At 70.1% G+C, this 17,308-nt stretch carries 15 protein-coding genes and 2 rRNA genes; 11 read left to right on the top strand and 6 right to left on the bottom strand.

The features are described from left to right. The first annotated feature begins 74 nt into the window (after positions 1-74). The 4 genes from ABTZ99_RS34300 (at position 75) to ABTZ99_RS34285 (ending at position 6,276) form a co-directional block, all read left to right on the top strand. Positions 75-1,175 carry a metallophosphoesterase family protein gene (locus ABTZ99_RS34300; protein ID WP_499617291.1) on the top strand — a complete coding sequence of 367 codons (1,101 nt, stop codon included), beginning with the start codon at positions 75-77 and terminating at the stop codon, positions 1,173-1,175. A gap of 21 nt (positions 1,176-1,196) precedes the next feature. Beyond that, positions 1,197-4,307 carry an AAA family ATPase gene (locus ABTZ99_RS34295; RefSeq protein ID WP_499617288.1) on the top strand — a complete coding sequence of 1,037 codons (3,111 nt, stop codon included), beginning with the start codon at positions 1,197-1,199 and terminating at the stop codon, positions 4,305-4,307. A gap of 746 nt (positions 4,308-5,053) precedes the next feature. Further along, entirely contained in the window at positions 5,054-5,503 is a 450-nt protein-coding gene (locus ABTZ99_RS34290) for a hypothetical protein (protein WP_230571397.1), read from the top strand. 26 nt (positions 5,504-5,529) lie between these two features. Continuing rightward, a complete protein-coding gene (locus tag ABTZ99_RS34285) occupies positions 5,530-6,276 on the top strand; it encodes a DUF72 domain-containing protein (protein WP_499617284.1) in 747 nt (248 codons plus the stop codon). A 52-nt stretch (positions 6,277-6,328) separates the two neighbouring features. Here ABTZ99_RS34285 and ABTZ99_RS34280 read toward each other — a convergent pair whose 3' ends face one another. After that, the gene (locus ABTZ99_RS34280) at positions 6,329-7,066 is read right to left on the bottom strand and encodes an arylamine N-acetyltransferase family protein (protein WP_499617281.1); all 738 of its coding nucleotides are present in this window, start codon (positions 7,064-7,066) and stop codon (positions 6,329-6,331) included. A gap of 77 nt (positions 7,067-7,143) precedes the next feature. Here ABTZ99_RS34280 and ABTZ99_RS34275 point away from each other — a divergent pair, with 77 nt between their 5' ends. The 3 genes from ABTZ99_RS34275 to ABTZ99_RS34265 all read left to right on the top strand — a co-directional run bounded on the left by ABTZ99_RS34275 (position 7,144) and on the right by ABTZ99_RS34265 (position 9,073). After that, positions 7,144-7,992: a DUF72 domain-containing protein gene (locus ABTZ99_RS34275; protein WP_499617278.1), complete on the top strand. Its 849-nt coding sequence runs from the start codon at positions 7,144-7,146 to the stop codon at positions 7,990-7,992. 60 nt (positions 7,993-8,052) lie between these two features. After that, on the top strand, positions 8,053-8,418 hold the full coding sequence (locus ABTZ99_RS34270; protein ID WP_230571401.1) for a peptidase inhibitor family I36 protein: 366 nt from the start codon (positions 8,053-8,055) through the stop codon (positions 8,416-8,418). A gap of 118 nt (positions 8,419-8,536) precedes the next feature. Continuing rightward, entirely contained in the window at positions 8,537-9,073 is a 537-nt protein-coding gene (locus tag ABTZ99_RS34265) for a hypothetical protein (RefSeq protein ID WP_499617275.1), read from the top strand. Here the strand turns inward: ABTZ99_RS34265 and ABTZ99_RS34260 are convergent. Then, a complete protein-coding gene (locus tag ABTZ99_RS34260; protein ID WP_499617272.1) occupies positions 9,070-10,254 on the bottom strand; it encodes a PP2C family protein-serine/threonine phosphatase in 1,185 nt (394 codons plus the stop codon). The genes ABTZ99_RS34265 and ABTZ99_RS34260 overlap by 4 nt on opposite strands. After that, the gene (locus ABTZ99_RS34255) at positions 10,251-11,054 is read right to left on the bottom strand and encodes an alpha/beta fold hydrolase (protein ID WP_499617269.1); all 804 of its coding nucleotides are present in this window, start codon (positions 11,052-11,054) and stop codon (positions 10,251-10,253) included. The genes ABTZ99_RS34260 and ABTZ99_RS34255 overlap by 4 nt, the downstream gene beginning before the upstream one ends. 196 nt (positions 11,055-11,250) lie before the next feature. Here ABTZ99_RS34255 and ABTZ99_RS34250 point away from each other — a divergent pair, with 196 nt between their 5' ends. Both ABTZ99_RS34250 and ABTZ99_RS34245 read left to right on the top strand, forming a co-directional pair. Then, on the top strand, positions 11,251-11,886 hold the full coding sequence (locus tag ABTZ99_RS34250) for a hypothetical protein (protein ID WP_498786882.1): 636 nt from the start codon (positions 11,251-11,253) through the stop codon (positions 11,884-11,886). Between the two features lie 23 nt (positions 11,887-11,909). Next, on the top strand, positions 11,910-12,929 hold the full coding sequence (locus tag ABTZ99_RS34245; RefSeq protein ID WP_498786883.1) for a helix-turn-helix domain-containing protein: 1,020 nt from the start codon (positions 11,910-11,912) through the stop codon (positions 12,927-12,929). A 109-nt stretch (positions 12,930-13,038) separates the two neighbouring features. Here ABTZ99_RS34245 and ABTZ99_RS34240 read toward each other — a convergent pair whose 3' ends face one another. Further along, a complete protein-coding gene (locus ABTZ99_RS34240) occupies positions 13,039-13,848 on the bottom strand; it encodes an NAD(P)H-binding protein (RefSeq protein WP_499617265.1) in 810 nt (269 codons plus the stop codon). Between the two features lie 126 nt (positions 13,849-13,974). On the opposite strand from ABTZ99_RS34240, the gene ABTZ99_RS34235 reads away from it, so the two are divergent. Then, a complete protein-coding gene (locus ABTZ99_RS34235) occupies positions 13,975-14,919 on the top strand; it encodes an AraC family transcriptional regulator (RefSeq protein ID WP_498786885.1) in 945 nt (314 codons plus the stop codon). A 5-nt stretch (positions 14,920-14,924) separates the two neighbouring features. Continuing rightward, entirely contained in the window at positions 14,925-15,293 is a 369-nt protein-coding gene (locus ABTZ99_RS34230) for a nucleotide pyrophosphohydrolase (protein ID WP_498786886.1), read from the top strand. Between the two features lie 397 nt (positions 15,294-15,690). On the opposite strand, the gene rrf is transcribed toward ABTZ99_RS34230, so the two are convergent. Beyond that, a 5S ribosomal RNA gene (gene rrf / locus ABTZ99_RS34225) occupies positions 15,691-15,807 on the bottom strand. Positions 15,808-15,920: 113 nt separating this feature from the next. Then, positions 15,921-17,308: ribosomal RNA gene (locus tag ABTZ99_RS34220) — 23S ribosomal RNA — on the bottom strand; the annotation flags it as partial.

Raw genomic sequence — 17,308 nt, 5'->3', positions numbered from 1 at the left:
CGAGGACCACGAACACCCGGTTCGAGCGGGTGTCGGGCTCGGGCGTGCTCGCCGCGCGCGACCACGAGGTGAATGTGAGACTCCTACTCTTTTCCGACCTCCACCTCGACACGCATTTCCGGTGGGCCGGCCCGGCACTGGCCCGTGCCCGCCGACTCGCTCTGCGCGAGACGTTGCAGAGCATCACGGCCCTGGCGCGAGCCCAGCAGGCGGATGCCCTGCTCTGCGCAGGTGACCTGTACGAACACGAACGGTTCTCACCTGATACCGCGCACTTCCTGCGCGACGCGTTCGAGAGCGTCGACATGCCCGTCTTCCTCGCGCCGGGGAACCACGACTGGTACGGGCCGCAGAGCCTCTACCACCAGGTCGAGTGGACCCCGAACGTGCACCTGTTCACGGAGGACCGATTCGTCGCGCATGAATTGGCGGACGGCCTCACGCTGTGGGGCGCCGCGCATCGCGCGCCCGCCAACACCGACGGATTCGTCGAGCACTTCCGCGTCGACCGCGGCGGGGTCAACCTGGCGCTGTTCCACGGTTCGGAGACCGCGACCATCGGATTCCAGGAATCGGGCAAGCTGCCGCACGCGCCGTTCACCGCGTCGGAAATCGAGGCCGCCGGCATCGACCACGCCTTCGTCGGCCACTTCCACACCGCGAGGGACGCCGAACGGCACACCTATCCCGGCAATCCCGACCCGCTGGCCTTCGGCGAATCAGCGGGCCGAGGGGTCGTCCTGTTCACCGTGCACGACGACGGAACCGTGGAACGGGAACGCCACGACGTGTCCGTCAGCGAAGTGCACGACGTGACGGTGCGCCTGGACGGCGTCAGCCACTCCGGACAGGTGCGGGAACAGGTCATCGCGGCGGTCGCCGGGTTGAGCGGGGTCGCGCGGGTCACGATCACCGGCGAGATCGCGCCCGAGGTGGACCTCCGGCCGGCCGACCTCGCCACGCTCGCACCGCACCTGGACGCCCTGGTCCCACGGCTCGGGCCGGTGCACGTCGCCTACGACTTCGACGCGCTCGCCGGGGAACCGACCGTGCGGGGGCAGTTCGTCCGGAACGTCCGGGAGGACCCGACCTTGGACGAGGAGACCCGCAGACGTGTCCTGGTCACCGGCCTGCGCGCGCTCGACGGCCGGGCCTCCGAACTCGCCGTCCACTGATCTGTCGAACACGGGGAACACATGAGAATCGAGTCGGTCACCGCACGTGCTTTCGGCCCGCTCATCGATCACACACTGGAGTTCGCCCCCGGTCTGACGGTGGTGGCGGGCCCCAACGAGTCGGGGAAGTCCTCCTGGCACGCCGCGATCTACGCGGCGCTGTGCGGGCGGCAACGGGGACGAGGCAGGCCGGGGCCCGCCGAACAGCGGTTCGCCGACCGGCACCGACCGTGGCGCGGCGGCGCGTGGACGGTGTCCGCGATCATCGAACTGGCCGACGGACGACGTGTCGAGCTCAGCCAGGACCTGCTCGGCAAGGTGGACTGCCGGGCCTTGGACCTCGCGCTGAACAGGGACGTCAGTGCCGAGATCATGTTCGCCGGTGCACCGGACGCCAGTCGGTGGCTGGGGCTGGACCGCCGCTCGTTCGCCGCGACCGCGTGCGTGCGGCAGGCGGACGTGCTCAGCGTGCTCGGTGATTCCGGCGCGTTGCAGGAGCACCTGCAGCGGGCCGCGGCCACAGCGGGCACGGACGCCACCGCCGCCGTGGCACTGCAGCACATCGACGAGTTCCGCCGTGAGCACGTCGGAACCGAACGCGCCAACGCGGTCAAACCGCTGAGGACGGCGCGGAGGCGGCTGGCGGAGGCGGAGGAGCAGCTCGTCCTGGCCCAGCGCGCGCACGGGGAGTACCTCGACCTCGTCGAGCGGTCGGAGAAGTTGCGGCTGGAGGCCGGACTCGGTGCGCACCGGGCCGCCCTGGCCGGGGAAGCCGTCGAGGGCTTGACGCGCTTGCGAGAGGTGTGGCGTTCCTGGAACGCCGCGCTCGCCGAGGCCGACCGCGCGGAACGAGCGGTGGCCGATCACGGTGTCCGCCTTCAGGAACAGACCACCCGGCTCGACCGGATCCGCGTGCTCGACGCACGCTTCGGCGGGGTGGCCCCGGCGGCGCCCGCGGCGCAGGACGACCTGGCCGCCCTGGTCGAACGGGCGCAAGCCGCCTGGCAGGTCGCGCCGTTGCCCCGCACCCTCGACGGCCCGACCGCCGACGACCTGCGCGCGGAACTGGACGAACTCCCTCCATCCCCCACCGGTGACACCGCTGTTGAAGAGCACGTGCGCGCCGCCGCCGACGTGCACCGGGAGGCGCTCGCCATCGCCGAGGCGCACCGGTCGAAGGAGCCGGCGACTCCGACCGACCAGGACGGCCCGACCGAGGCGGCGGTGGTGGCGGGACCGGCGGTGCTGCGCCGCCTGGCGGCCGACCTCGCTTCCACCGACGGCGTGCCGGAGATCGATCCGGGGACCTTGGCCGACTCCGTGGCACGAGCGCGTCACCGTCAGCGCGAAGCGACCACGACAGCCGAGAACACCCGACGCCGCGAAGAGGATGCCCGGCACCGCCACGACGCCGCCGTCCAAGCCGCGTCCGGCGGTGCGACCGCACTGCGGCCCGTGGTGTTCGGGCTGGCCGCCGTGCTGCTGGTGAGCGGGCTCGTCCTGGTGGCGGTCGGTCCCCTCGCCGTGGCCGTGGTGGCGCTCGTCCTCTCCGTCTTGTGCGGCGGGGTCGGATTCGTGCGGCGTCGAGGCGCGGCGCGGGTCGACGGCGAGGTGGCGGCGGAAGCCGAACGGGCCCGGATCGACGCCGAGAACGCCCGTCGATCCCTGTACGAGGCCGAGCACGCGCTCGCCGCCGCGGAGGCCCGCCACGCGGCCGCGGTGGAGCAGCGGGAACGGGCCGACCGGGCACGGACCGATCTGGTGGCGCGGTGCGGCGAACTGGGCCTCCCGCCCGACCCCCGCGAGTTGTCGGCGTTGGCCGGACGTGCGGAGCGGCTGATCGAGGCGCGTGCGGCGGCGGACGCCTGGCGCGCCGAGGACGGACGGCTGCGTGACCGGGTCGGCCGCGCGGGGGTCGCGCTCGCCGATGCTCTGCGGCAGCGAGGCGCGGCCGTGGCGGACGACGTGCGGTGGTCGTTCGAGGAGTACGAGGCACGGTGTGCCGTCAACGCGCGCCAGGCCGGCGTCGCCGCACGCCGCGGACCGCTCGAACGGTCGTTGGCGGACCGGGTGGCGGCTGAGGCGGCCGTGCGGGACGCGATCACGGCCCGAGCCCGTGCGGTCGGGTTGCTGCGAGAGGCCGCGCAGGCCATCGGCCACACCGTGACGGGGGACATCGCTGCCGAGGAGTTGTCAGCGGTCATCACCCGCTGGCGGGAGGCGAGGGACCGGCAGTCGACCGAGGCACACCGCGACCACGCCGACTGGCTGCTGCTGACCAGGCTGCTCGACGGAGCCGACCTCGCCGAGCTGGAGAGCGACCTCCTCTCCCTGCGGGAGCAGGACGCGGCACTGCGGCGATCGGCCGGGGAAGCGCGTGACGTGGCCGACCGGGCACGACTGCGGTGCGAGGAGTCCGCCGGCGCCTGTTCGGTGCGGGTGGAGGAGGTGGCCGACGTCGACGCCGCGCTGGTGGCGGCGAAGGAACTCGCCGCCACCGCACGCGCGGAAGCGGCCGAACTCGCGACCGAGGCGGACTTGGCGGAGGGCGCGCTCGTCGAGCGGGCGCGGACGCTTCCCGGCGTGTCCGAGGCCGAGGAGGCGGTGGAGGCGGCGCGTTCCGCGCTCGACGACGTCGAGCAGCTCGCCCGGACCCTCGACGTGACCAGGGCGCACCTCGCCCGTGCCCAGGAAGCCGTCCACCGCGACATCGCCCCCGTGCTGGTCGGCACGCTGCGCGAGTGGCTTCCGGTGATCACCGACGGCCGCTACGTGGACGCGGCACTCGATCCGGCGACGCTGTCGGTGCGGGTCTGCGGGCCTTCACGGGAATGGCGGAACGCGAACGTCCTGTCCGTCGGCACCGCCGAACAGGTCTACCTCCTGCTCCGCCTCGCACTCGTCCGACACCTGACGGCGGCGGACGAGGTGTCCCCCCTGCTGTTGGACGACGTGACCGTGCAGGCGGACGACACCCGCACCTCGGCGATCCTCGACCTGCTGCTGGCCTTGGCCGAACGGCAGCAGATCGTGTTGTTCGCCCAGGAGTCCTCGGTGCTCGACTGGGCCGACCGGAACCTGACCGGCGGGCGGCACGCCGTTCTGCGCTTGGCGCCGGTGTCCGTGGCATAGCGCTTCCCCTCACCTGTGCAGGGCATCGGTGGGCCGTCTGAGGTCTTGTCGGGCTAACCTCGGGACGCGGCCTGCCGGGCACCGAGCGCACGCTCGTCGCTGCCACCCACCCGACCCGCACCTGTAATCCGCGTGCCCAGGTGGGGGATCAACCGGTGGCTCTCGTGCGCCGCAGCACTCGGACCTTGCTCGACATGTCCGATCGGTTGCACACCGTGCCGGAAGAGCAGGCCCTCATCCAGTCCGAGGCGGGTGTGGGGACCGCCGAGGTGCGGTCGTGGAAGATCAGCCTGCCCCCGTTCCTGACGGACGTGGTCGAGGCCGGACTCGGGCACGTCGAGGTGCTGCTGGAGCTCAGTGAGACGGGCTCCCGCCGGCCCGGGCGCTCGGCTACGACGTCGACGTCGTGCACGTGGCGGGCCCCAGTACCGGTGTGGTGGCTCGGAGTTCTGCGACGCGTGGAGCGCGGGTCTGCTCGACATCGGACCCGGCCGTCAAGAAGGCCGAGGACGCGAACTTCCACGAACTCATCCGGAACACCTACCGGGTGTTGCTCACTCGCCGGCCGCGCGGGGTTTGCGTTTGTTCGACGGACCCCGAGACCCAGGAGTACCTGGAGAAATCGGCGCGTTGACGACCGGCGTGGTGTCTCTCGGTATCCGAGGTACTAGTGCGCGCGAGTGCTCTGATCGCGCAGCCGGGTGAGGAGGGCTCACAGCCGTCTGCGACGCACGATCTTGAGAGTCATGTCGCAACGACGAAGAGCGCGCGCCCGCCGTCCCCGGCCCGATCCCGTGCGCGTGGAGGAGTTGGTGGCGTACCTGCGCGCTGACCGGGCGTGGCGGGACGAGGTGGCCAAGCGGCTGGTGGCGAGGCTGGACCAGAGGCTCGTGCGGTCGGCGCGGGCGTACGGGTGTCGGCCCATCGCGCACGTGGCGGAGGAGTTGGACAGCCAGGCGTGCGTCGACCTCGGGCCCGGTGTGCCGTACCAGCTCGCCAAGGCGGTGTACGGGCAGGTCAGGTTGCGGGGCGCGGCGCGATTGCGGCAGACGGCGCGCAGCCTGCGGGTGCTCGGCGTGTACCTGTGCGGCAACGACTTGGCCGGGTGCCCGTGCACGGAGGCGTTGGCGCGCGATCCGCAACAGGCGCGGGTCGATCGCGTGGTGAGTGGCGCCTTGGACGGCGCGGGCTTCTAGCCGAACACGTTTGGGCGGTGACCCGGATGGGCAACAAGATCACCGTGGGCAAGATCCGAATCGGCACTTCCGGCTGGCATTATCCCGAGTGGCGTGGTGAGTTCTACCCGCGCGGGTTGCAACAGCGGCTGGAATTGCAGTTCCTGTCACGACGCCTCGACACGGTCGAGATCAACGGCTCGTTCTACGGGCTGCGCAAGCCGACGGACTTCAAATCTTGGTTCGAACGCACCCCCGAGAACTTCGTGTTCGCCGTCAAAGGCCATCGGGAGATCACCCACACGAAGCGATTACGCGACGTCGGGAAGGACGTGGAGGAGTTCTTCGGCTCCGGTGTCCTCGACCTCGGGCCGAAGCTCGGGCCGGTCCTGTGGCAGCTGCCGCCGACGCTGCCGTGGCGGCCCGAGCGGCTCGCCACGTTCCTGGAACTGCTGCCGGACCCGCCGGTCCGGCACGCGCTCGAAGTCCGCCACCCGAGCTGGGACACCCCCGAGCTGGTGGAGTTGTTGGCGCAGCACGACGTCGCGCTCGTCGTCGCCGAATCCTCCGGCCGCTTCCCGGAACCGCGCGAGCTCACCACCGACTTCGTCTACGCCCGCCTGCACGGCGACGAAGAGCTCTACGTCAGCGCGTACTCCGACCCGGCCCTGGACCGCTGGGCCTCACGGTTCCGCGAGTGGTCGGTTTCGCGCGACGTGTACGTCTACTTCGACAACACGATGAGCGGCGCCGCGCCGTTCGACGCCCTCGCGCTCGCCGAACGGCTGGGCTGAGGCGCGGTCAACCGAGCCGCGGTCAGCCGAGGCACGGTCAGGGGAGGTGCGGTCAGCCGAGCCGGGGCACGCGGTCCAGCACGACGCCGAAGTGCTTGGCGTAGGCGTCCAGCAGCGCGTCGTCGTCCAACTCCTCGACCACCTTGTCGTCACCGGTCGTGGTGATCAGCTTGTTCTCCGCGATGGTGATCCGCCCGGTCGCCGTCGGCAGCGAGCACGTCGCACCGCGCCGGAACGGCGACTCCGGCCACGTCTGCTGGTACCAGCACGTGGCGCGGAACTCCTCCAACGCGCGCGGGCGCAGTTCGAGGCGGTACTGGGGCACGCCGTTGAACAGCACGTCCACGTCGCCCGCCGGTGTGTCGACCATCCGGAACACACCGGCGGGATCGTGCTGGTCCTCCCGGCTGACGAGGTCCAACGGCCGCAGGCTGAACCGCCCGAAACCGACGTCGACGAGCAGATCGCCCACGCGCAACGCCAAGTGGTCGAACGGCGGCCCGTACGCGCCGTCGTTGAACACCTTGGCCGACAGCAGCCGCACGTCGTGCCCCAACGCCGTCAACAACGCCGCGAACGCGCCGTTGAGCTCGTAGCAGAACCCACCGCGCCGCCGGTTGACGATCTTGTTTACCAACAGGTCCTCGTCGAGCACGATCGCCTCGCCGAGGTGGATGCTGAGGTTCTCGAAGGGCACCGAGGCCACGTGCCGTTCGTGCAGCTCGACCAGGGTGCTCGCGCGCGTCGCGCCGATCCTGGCCAGGTAGGCATCAAGTGTGCGGTCGTCCATGCGCACAACTTGCACCTTCGAGTGCGGTGGAGGTCAAGCGCGGGGTACGCCGGAGATCATCCGGGTACCCCGTCGACGTGACGGGCGAGGTGCGGATCGGGACGTCGGGTTGGGTGTACCCGACCTGGCGCGGGGCGTTCTACCCGGAAGGCCTGGTGCAGCGGCGGGAGTTGGAGCACATTTCCCGGCTCCTCACGTCGGTCGAGTTGAACGGCTCCTTCTACTCCCTGCAACGCCCCTCCAGCTACCGGACGTGGGCGCGGCAGACGCCGGACGACTTCCTGTTCGCGGTCAAAGGCGGTCGGTTCATCACCCACCTCAAGCAGTTGCGCGACGTGGAGACCCCGTTGGCCAACTTCTTCGCCTCCGGCGTGCTCGCACTCGGCCCCAAGCTCGGACCGGTGCTGTGGCAGTTGCCCCCGACGACCGCCTACGACCCCGACCGGCTGACCACGTTCTTCGACCTCCTTCCCCGCACCACGACCGCCGCCGCCGAACTCGCCGAACGGCACGACGACCGCCTGCCGGACGACCGCGCCTGGACCACCACCGACGCCGACCGACCACTGCGGCACGCGCTGGAGGTCCGGCACTCGACGTTCCAGGTCCCGGAGTTCCACGACCTCCTCCGCGCGCACGGGATCGCGCTGGTCGTCTCCCACTCCGCCGACCGGTTCCCCTACGTCGAAGACGTCACGGCGGACTTCGCGTACGTGCGGCTGCACGGCAACCAGGCCCTGTACGTCGGCAGCTACACCGACGACGAACTGGACGAGTGGTCCGCGAAGATCCGCGCCTGGGCCGCCGACCACGACGTCTACGCGTACTTCGACAACGACACCGACGCCGTCGCACCGCACGACGCCCTCCGCCTCGCCGAACGCCTCGCCCTGCCGAAACCCGGACCTGCCCACACAATCAGGTGAACGGCGGTCGCCAGGCCCCCGCACGGCCGCCGACCACAGCACCCTGGAGCGGTGACCCCGATGACGACCCTCGGCCTCGTGACCGCCCTGGCCCTCACCACCGGAGCCCTGGCATCGAGCGGCACGGCGGTGGCGCGGCAACCCGACCCCACCTGCGACCGCGGCGAGTTCTGCGTGTGGTCGGGCGTCCAGTACACCGGCGACGCCCACCGGCTCGACCTGGAGTCCGCGAACCCGCGCGAGTGCATCCCGCTGCCCGACGGCTTCGTGGCGCGCTCGTTCGTGAACAACCTGACCAGGGACACCTCGGTCTACCAGCGGGTGACGTGCTCGACCGAGGCCGAGTTCACCACCTACCCGGGCAAGGGCACCTACGTGCCGGACGCGCCTTTCGTGGTCAGGGCGATCCAGGTCTGGGAGCCGTAGAGCGACCCGCAACGCCGATTACTTTCCGAACCTGGTTGACTACCCGCTGCAAGGATGTCGGGACCGGTGGCACACGCGCACACCGGCACGAGGTCGTTCCGACCGGATTGGCAGAACCGTGAGCTACCCGCCGCCGCCCCTACCACCCCGGTACCTGTGGATCCCGGCGCCGCACGCGCACCGGATCCGCACGAGCTGCCGACGGGTCGCCGTGCTGCTGATCACCGCCTGCCTCGTGCTGATCCCGCTGCTCGCGCTGCTCGGCGGCCACCTGCCGCCCGTGTACCCGGCGCTCGGCGTCTTCAGCTGGTCGCTCATCGGCAGCAGCATGGTCATGGTGGTGCTGGCGGGCGCCTTCCTCCTCGCCGCCCGACGCCACGTGTCGGCCGAGCACCTCGACCTGCACAAGGTCCGCGAACTGCGCTCGGGGATCGTCGTGGCGTGGACGTCGTCGCTCTTCATGACCATGTTCGCCTTCGGCGGCCTGTCGCTCGGGCGGTCGTTGGCACCGCTCAACCGGGACGCCCGCGCCACCTCCTGGCCCGGCGTGTGGGCGCTCATGCTCCTGCTGGCCACGCCCCTCGTGCTCGCCACCATCGCCCTGGTCACGGGCCGACGGCTGCTCGGACCGCCCGCGCGCCGCCGAACGCGCTAACCGGCCGGAACGCCGATCGCCAGCACCGCCGTGTCGTCCTCGACGCCGTCGCCCAGCCGGTCCAGCAGGCCGACGAACGCGTCCACGGCCCCCGCCGCGGACACCGGGGGCAGGCCGGCCGCGAACGCCAGCAGCTCCTCTTCGCCGTAGCGGGTCTCCGGACCGGTCCGCGCCTCGATCAAACCGTCGGTGTACAGCACGAACGTGTCACCGGCGGCCAGGTGGACGGTCGTGGTGACGACCCGCGCGTCCGGCAGGATCCCGATCAGCTGACCACCGGGCATCTCCACGTACTCGACGGTGCCGTCCGCGCGCAGCAGCAGGCCGGGCGGGTGGCCGCCGGCCGCCAGCGTGAGCGTGCAGCGGTCCTCCTCGACGGTCAGCACGCCGAACGTCACCGTGCAGAACCGCGGGTACCCGGTGTCCACCTCCTGGTTGAGCACGGTGTTGAGGTTGGTCAGCACCGCCACCGGGTCGGGGTCGTACACGGCCGCCGAACGCAGCGTGTAGCGGGTCAGCGACGTCACCACCGCCGCGTTCGCGCCCTTGCCGCACACGTCGCCGAGGAACACCGCCCACCGGCCGTCCGCCAGCGGGAACAGGTCGTAGAAGTCGCCGCCCACCTCGAACGGCGACGCGTGGTGGTAGTGCGTCGCCGTCTCCACGCCCGGCACGGCGGGCAGCACCGGCGGCAGCAGGGTGCGCTGGAGGGTCGTCGCGAGCCGCCGGATCTCGTCGCGCTCCCGCTCCGCCTCCTGTCGGGCGCGCAGCAGCTCCCGCTCGTACGCACGGCGGTCGCTCGCGTCGAACACCGTGGTGCGGATCAGCAACGGCTCACCGTCACCGCCCGTCTTCAGGGTGGAGTTCACCAGCACCGGCAGCCGCGTGCCGTCGGCCGCGACCATCTCCAACGCCACGCCGCCGACCTCGCCCTGCATCCTCAGCAACGGCGCGAAGTGCGTCTCGTGGTACAGCTTGCCGCCGACGGTGAGCAGGTCCGCGAACCGCAGCCGACCCACCAGCTGCACGCGCTCGTACCCCAGCCACCGCAGCAGCGTCCCGTTCACCTTCGCGATCTGCCCGTCGAGCATGGTGGACAGGTAGCCGCACGGCGCGTTCTCGTACAGGTCGTCGGCGCTGTCCTCCAACAACGCCGAGAACGCCTCGCGGTCGCCCGTCACGCGGTGTCCGCCACGAACTCGGCGATCGCCGCCGCGGTGGCCTCGGGTGCGCTCAGCTGCGGGCAGTGGCCCGTGGCGGGGAGCGTGACGAGCTTGCTGCCCGGGATCCGCGCGTGGACGTACGCGCCCACCTCGGGCGGCGCGATGACGTCCTGCTCGCACTCCAGCACCAGCGTCGGCACGGTCACCGCGGCCAGGTCCGCCCGGTTGTCGGACAGGAACGTCGTGCGGGCGAACACCTTCGCGACCGCGGGATCCGTGCGGCAGAAGCTGTTGGTCAGCTCGGCCGCCAGCTCCGGCCGGTCGGCGTTGCCCATGATCACCGGGGCCATCGCGGCCGACCAGCCCAGGTAGTTGCTGTCCAGCGAGTCGAGCAGCTCGTCGATGTCGGCGGCGCTGAACCCGCCCCGGTAGTCGCCGTCGTCGACGTACCGCGGCGAGGGCGTGACCAGCACGAGCTTGGCGAACGTCGTGGGCTCCGCGGCCACCGCCAGCACGCCCACCATCGCCGACACCGAGTGGCCCACGAACACCACGTCGCGCAGGTCGAGGTCGTGGCAGATGTCCAGCACGTCCCGCGTGTACCCGTCGAGCGTCGAATAACGCCGCTCGTCCCACGCGGACAGGTCGGACCGGCCCGCGCCGACGTGATCGAACAGCACGACGCGGCACGTGGCGGCGAGCGCGGGCACCACCAGCCGCCACATGGTCTGGTCGCACCCGAAGCCGTGCGCGAGCATGACGACGGGACCGCCGGCGTTGCCGGTCACGACCACGTTGTTCCTGCGCCGCGCATCCACCACGTCATCCTTCCACTTCCCGGCGCGGTTCCCGCTGCCCCTGTTTCCGACCATAGGTTCCGCGGCGGCCGGCTGCCGGCTGCCCGGCGTCTGGTCCGGTCGTCTGGTCCGGTCGTCGGGCCCGGTCGTCGGGCCCGGTCGTCGGGCCCGGTCGTCGGCGGCCGGATTGTCGGTGGTCGGCGCTACCGTGCCGGGCATGAGGATGTCGAACGCCACCGAGCTGACCGCCGAGCACCACGCCCAGCTGGCGGAGCTCGGCCTGCGCACCGACCACCTGGACGAGGCGATCTGGGCCGGGGTCGACGCCCGGGCCTCCGCGCCCCCGCTCGGGCCCACCAACGGCGCCGGCCTGCTCGACTGGATCCACCGGGTCGGCAGGCTCCGCGAGGTCCTCGTGGCGGAGGGCTGGACGCGGGTCGACAAGTGGAACGCGGGCCTCGTCCAGCACCCCACCAGACCGGTCGTGCTCGGCACGCTCCAGGGCAACCGCCACACCGGCACGCCCGGCGCACCCCTGCGCAGCGACTACGCCAAGGGCCCGGCCATCGCCGCCATGATGCGCGGCAACGACAGCGACCAGTTCACCCTCTTCGACTCGCTGCACACGCACGAGTGGAAGCTGTGGTTCCTGGTCACCTACCCCCGGCAGGAAGGCGAACGGCTGGTCGTGCTGCGCGAGGTGGCGCAGCCGGAACCCACGCCGCAGGGCCAGGTCGTCGACCGGTGGGCGCGCCGGATCACGTTGCCGCCCTTGGTGTTCGGCCCGCTGCCCACCCCGCGCGATCCAGACGGCCCGGACGAGGTGGACGTCACCGTCACGCCGCGCCGGTAGGCGGGTGCGAGAATGGCGCGATCATGCTCACGCCCTCCCGCCTCGTCCTCGCCCGGACCCGCCGCGGCCTCACCGCGGTGGAGCTGGCGCGCAAGGCGGGCACGAGCCCGGCGAGCATCGGGGACTACGAGCACGGCCGCCGCCAACCACGACCGGCCACCACGGCCAGGCTCACCGAGGCCCTCGGCTTCCCGCCGGGCTTCCTCGAAGCCGACGACGTGCCGGAGGTCGAGGTGGCATTCACCAGACCGGCGGCCAAGCGGCAGCGGGACGCCGCGATCGGCGCCGCCCGCCTGGCCATCGGCTTCGACGGCTGGCTGACGCGGGCGTTCACCTTCCCCGAGCCGGACGTGCCGACGTGGGAGCACCCCGACCCGGAGACGGCGGCCGAGGTGCTGCGCGCCCGCTGGGGCATCCCGCACCGGCCCGCGCCCAACATGGTGCACCTGCTGGAGGCGCACGGCGTCCGGGTCTTCTCCCTGCCGCCGGACTGCGCGGGCGTCGGCCCGTTCTCCTGCCGGCACGACGGCACCCCGTACGTCTTCCTGGACCCGGCGGTCGCGCCGGGTCAGGCCCGCCTCGACGCGGCGCGCGAGCTCGGGCGGCTGACCGGGGCGTCGGACCCGCAAACGTTCGCCACCGCGTTCCTGCTGCCCCGCGCCGGCGTGCTGGCCGGCGTCGCCCGAGGCCCGCTCACCGAGCACGTCGTCGCGCACAGCGCCGGTTGGCACGTCGACCCGGTGACCCTGGCGCACCGCTTGCGCGACCTGGGGCTGTTGACGCGGACCCAGCACGCGACCGTGTGCGCCCAGCTGGCCCGCCGTGCCGTCGGGATGGCCCACCGCGAGACGTCCCAGCTGCTCGCCAAGGTCTTCCGCGCCCTGCGCGCCCAGGGCACCACGCCGCACGGTGTCGCCCGCGAGCTCCTGCTGGACGTGGAGGAGCTGAACGGGCTGGTGTTCGGCCTCGTGCTCACCGCCCTGCCGGGGCAGGGCGACCCCGGCCGCACCGCCAGGCCGAACCTCACCCTCGTCAGGGAGTGACCTGTGGCCCGTCGGGGGTGACCTGTCGGGGGTGACCTGTCGGGGGTGACCTGTCGAGGGTGACCTGTCGAGGGTGACCTGTCAGGGGTGGCCCGTCGCGGGTGGCCCGTCAGGCCCAGATGCCGGCCGACTCCTTCGCGTAGTCGCCGAACAGCCGTCCGTCACGTCCCAGCACGGACGGCACGCCGTCGGACAACGCGGCGTCGTGTCCGTCGCGGATGGCGATCAGCGACATCGTCAGCACCTCCGCGTACGCGGGCTCGATGCCGGCCTGCACCAACATGCCGGTGTAGTCGGCGGCAGGCACGTCCGTGATGCGGATCGAACGACCCGACACCTCACCGATCCGCGCCAGCACCTCGGAGAACGTCAACGCCTCCGGCCCGGACAGCTCGTAGGTGACGCCCGCGTGCCCGTCCTGGGTCAACGCCGCCACCGCCACGTCGGCGATGTCCTGCGCGTCGATGAACGGGTGGGCGCCGTTGCCGTTCCCGGTTCCCGCGGGCAACACGACCTCGCCGGCCAGGACCTCCGGCAGGAAGTAGTCCTCGCTGAAGTTGTGCGAGAACCACGTCGGCCGCAGGATCGTCCAGTCCACACCGGACTCCCGCACGGCGCGCTCACGACCGTCGTCCGTCGGGATGCCCCGCGCCGACAGCAGGACGATCCGCCGCACACCCGCCGCCACGGCTTGCGGCACGAACTCCACCAGCTCGGCGTCGTCGAGGTTCATCGCGAGCGGCACGAGGTAGACGGCGGTGGCGCCGTCGAGCGCACGCGCCCAGGTCGACGGGTCCGACCAGTCGAAGCGGATCTCCGTGCTGCGGGACACGCCGCGGTAGTCGACGCCGAGGGCGTCGAGGGAGGAAACGACACGGCGACCGGTCTTGCCGGTCGCGCCGAGCACCAGGATTGTCATGCCACAAGACAATCAAGATCGTGCCGGACGGAACATGGCTCACCGTCCCGGATGCATGTTCAATCGTCTACATGGATGACGTGGAAGCGCCGTGGACGCCGTGGCTGGGGTTGCGGAGTGGCTGACCTGAACGCGGCTGAAGTCTCCGCCGCGGCCGACGAGGACGCGCTCGCCGATCTCCTGCGCGGCTTGCGCGCGCGAAGCGCCGACGTGTGCCGTTCGTTCGCCTCGCCGCCGTGGGCGCTGGCGTTCACGGAGACGCGTCCGTTCACGCTCGTCGCCGCCGTGCGCGGCGACACCTGGCTGCTGGCCGAGGACGGGACCCAGGTCCTGCTGCGGCCGGGGTCGATCGGCCTGATCCACGGACCGCAGCGGTTCGTCCTGGCCGACGACCCGTCCACGCCGCCTCAGCTCGAGGTCCGTGAGGCGGACTGCGAGCAGTGGCTCGTCGGCACCCGCACCTACGGCCTCGCCGACGACGGCGAGTCGCTCGTGATCACCGCTGCCTACTCCGTCGACGGTGGCGTGGCGGCGCGACTGCTGAACGCCCTGCCGGCGACCTTCGTCGTGACGTGCGACGACGAGCACTGCCCCACGGTGGACGTGCTGGCCGCGGAGGTGGCGAGGGACCAGGCCGGGCAGGACATCGTCCTCGAACGACTGCTGGACCTCCTGCTGGTGTACGCGCTGCGCGAGTGGTTCGCCCGGCCCGAGGCGAACACTCCCGCGTGGTACCGGGCGTTGAGCGACGAGACCGTCGGCCCCGCCCTGCGCGCGATGCACGACGAGCCGCAGCGTGCGTGGACCGTCGCGGAACTCGCAGCGCGCGCTGGGGTGTCCCGGGCGGCGTTGGCGCGCCGGTTCACCGCACTGGTCGGCGTGCCGCCGCTGACGTACCTGACCCAGTGGCGCATGGACGTCGCCGCGGACCTGTTGGGCAAGCCGGACGCCACGGTCGAGTCCGTGGCGCGTGCGGTCGGCTACGGCGACGGGTTCGCGTTCAGCACGGCGTTCAAACGGGTACGCGGCGTGCGGCCCAGCGACCACCGTGTGGTAGCTCTGCGAGTATGAACTCTGTGGGCACGGATGCAGTGGGTGCGGATTCAGCGGGCAAGAACCTGGAAGACCTGCGGGACGCGCTGCGCCGGTTCGCCGCCGCGCGTGACTGGGACGAGTACCACACCCCGAAGAACCTGGTGATGGCGTTGTCCGGGGAGGTCGGGGAGCTGACCGACCTGTTCCAGTGGCTCACGCCCGAGCAGGCCGCGCACGCGATGGACGACCCCGAGTTGGCGTGGAACGTCCGTGACGAGCTGGCCGACGTCATGCACTACCTGGTGCGGTTGGCCGACAAGCTGGACGTCGACCTGATCGAGGCCGCGTTCGCCAAGATCGAGCGCAACGAACGCCGTTTTCCCACCGGTGACCTGAAGCCCGTGGAATGACTCCGAGTCAGACGTAGGTCAACAACAACAAGATCAAAGCGACGAGGACCACCAGGCCGAGAACGGCCGAAGCCCACATCGGTGTGTCCGACGACGACGGGCGGGCACGGACGTGCCTGCCTCTTCGTCTCATTTGTCTGCGCGCGCGCCATGGCACCGACGCCTCCCTCGTCCCACTACCGCTGCTCATGCCGGCTACGGTATGGACGATCAACCGCGGCAAACGGAGCGTCACCCGGTCGCGCCAAGCGCGTCGCCCGAATAGCGGTCGAAGCCGCCGGAAAGTGACGGTTCGCCGTCACGTGGAAAGGGTTCGCGGTCACGTGGAAAAACTGCGTCGAACGCCAAAAACCCTCAGGGGCACTCGAGTAAACGAGTGCCCCTGAGGGTGAAGTATGCTCGGCGGCGTCCTACTCTCCCACACCCTCACGAGTGCAGTACCATCGGCGCTGGAAGGCTTAACTACCGGGTTCGGAATGGGACCGGGTGTTCCCCAACCGCTATGACCACCGAAACACTATGAAATTACCAACCCGTAGGCACCCCAACCCACCCAGTCCTACACGGGTGGACCAAGGCGGTCCGGTTCGGTTCTTTCAGAACCGCACAGTGGATGCGTAGCGTCTTCATGACAAGTCCTCGGCCTATTAGTACCGGTCAACTCCAGCCGTTACCGACCTTCCATCTCCGGCCTATCAACCCAATAGTCTCTTGGGGGCCTTAACCCACAAAGGGGTGGGATACCTCATCTAGGAACAGGCTTCCCGCTTAGATGCTTTCAGCGGTTATCCCTTCCGAACGTAGCCAACCAGCAATGCCCTTGGCAGGACAACTGGCACACCAGAGGTCCGTCCGTCCCGGTCCTCTCGTACTAGGGACAGCCTTCCGCAAGTATCCTACGCGCGCGGCGGATAGGGACCGAACTGTCTCACGACGTTCTAAACCCAGCTCGCGTACCGCTTTAATGGGCGAACAGCCCAACCCTTGGGACCTACTCCAGCCCCAGGATGCGACGAGCCGACATCGAGGTGCCAAACCATGCCGTCGATATGGACTCTTGGGCAAGATCAGCCTGTTATCCCCGGGGTACCTTTTATCCGTTGAGCGACCACGCTTCCACAAGCCATGGCCGGATCACTAGTTCCGACTTTCGTCCCTGCTCGACCTGTCGGTCTCACAGTCAAGCCCCCTTGTGCACTTGCACTCGACACCTGATTGCCAACCAGGCTGAGGGAACCTTTGAGCGCCTCCGTTACCCTTTGGGAGGCAACCGCCCCAGTTAAACTACCCACCAGGCACTGTCCCTGATCCGGATCACGGACCGAGGTTAGACATCCAGTACGACCAGAGTGGTATTTCAACGACGACTCCACCATGACTGGCGTCACAGCTTCACAGTCTCCCACCTATCCTACACAAGCCGAACCGAACACCAATACCAAGCTATAGTAAAGGTCCCGGGGTCTTTCCGTCCTGCCGCGCGTAACGAGCATCTTTACTCGTAATGCAATTTCGCCGGGCCTGTGGTTGAGACAGTCGAGAAGTCGTTACGCCATTCGTGCAGGTCGGAACTTACCCGACAAGGAATTTCGCTACCTTAGGATGGTTATAGTTACCACCGCCGTTTACTGGCGCTTAAGTTCTCAGCTTCGCCCCGAAGAGCTAACCGGTCCCCTTAACGTTCCAGCACCGGGCAGGCGTCAGTCCGTATACATCGTCTTGCGACTTCGCACGGACCTGTGTTTTTAGTAAACAGTCGCTTCTCGCTGGTCTCTGCGGCCGAAAAATCCTAGCCCGCAAGGGGCTTCAAATCCCTCGGCCCCCCTTCTCCCGAAGTTACGGGGGCATTTTGCCGAGTTCCTTAACCACAGTTCGCCCGATCGCCTCGGTATTCTCTACCTGACCACCTGTGTCGGTTTGGGGTACGGGCCGCATGAACACTCACTAGAGGCTTTTCTCGGCAGCATGGGATCACTCTACTTCGCCTCAATCGGCTATGCATCACGTCTCAGCCT

It is taken from the genome of Actinosynnema sp. NPDC002837 (assembly GCF_040295345.1).
GTDB lineage: Bacteria > Actinomycetota > Actinomycetes > Mycobacteriales > Pseudonocardiaceae > Actinosynnema.
This window is presented reverse-complemented; position numbering and strand designations above follow the sequence as displayed.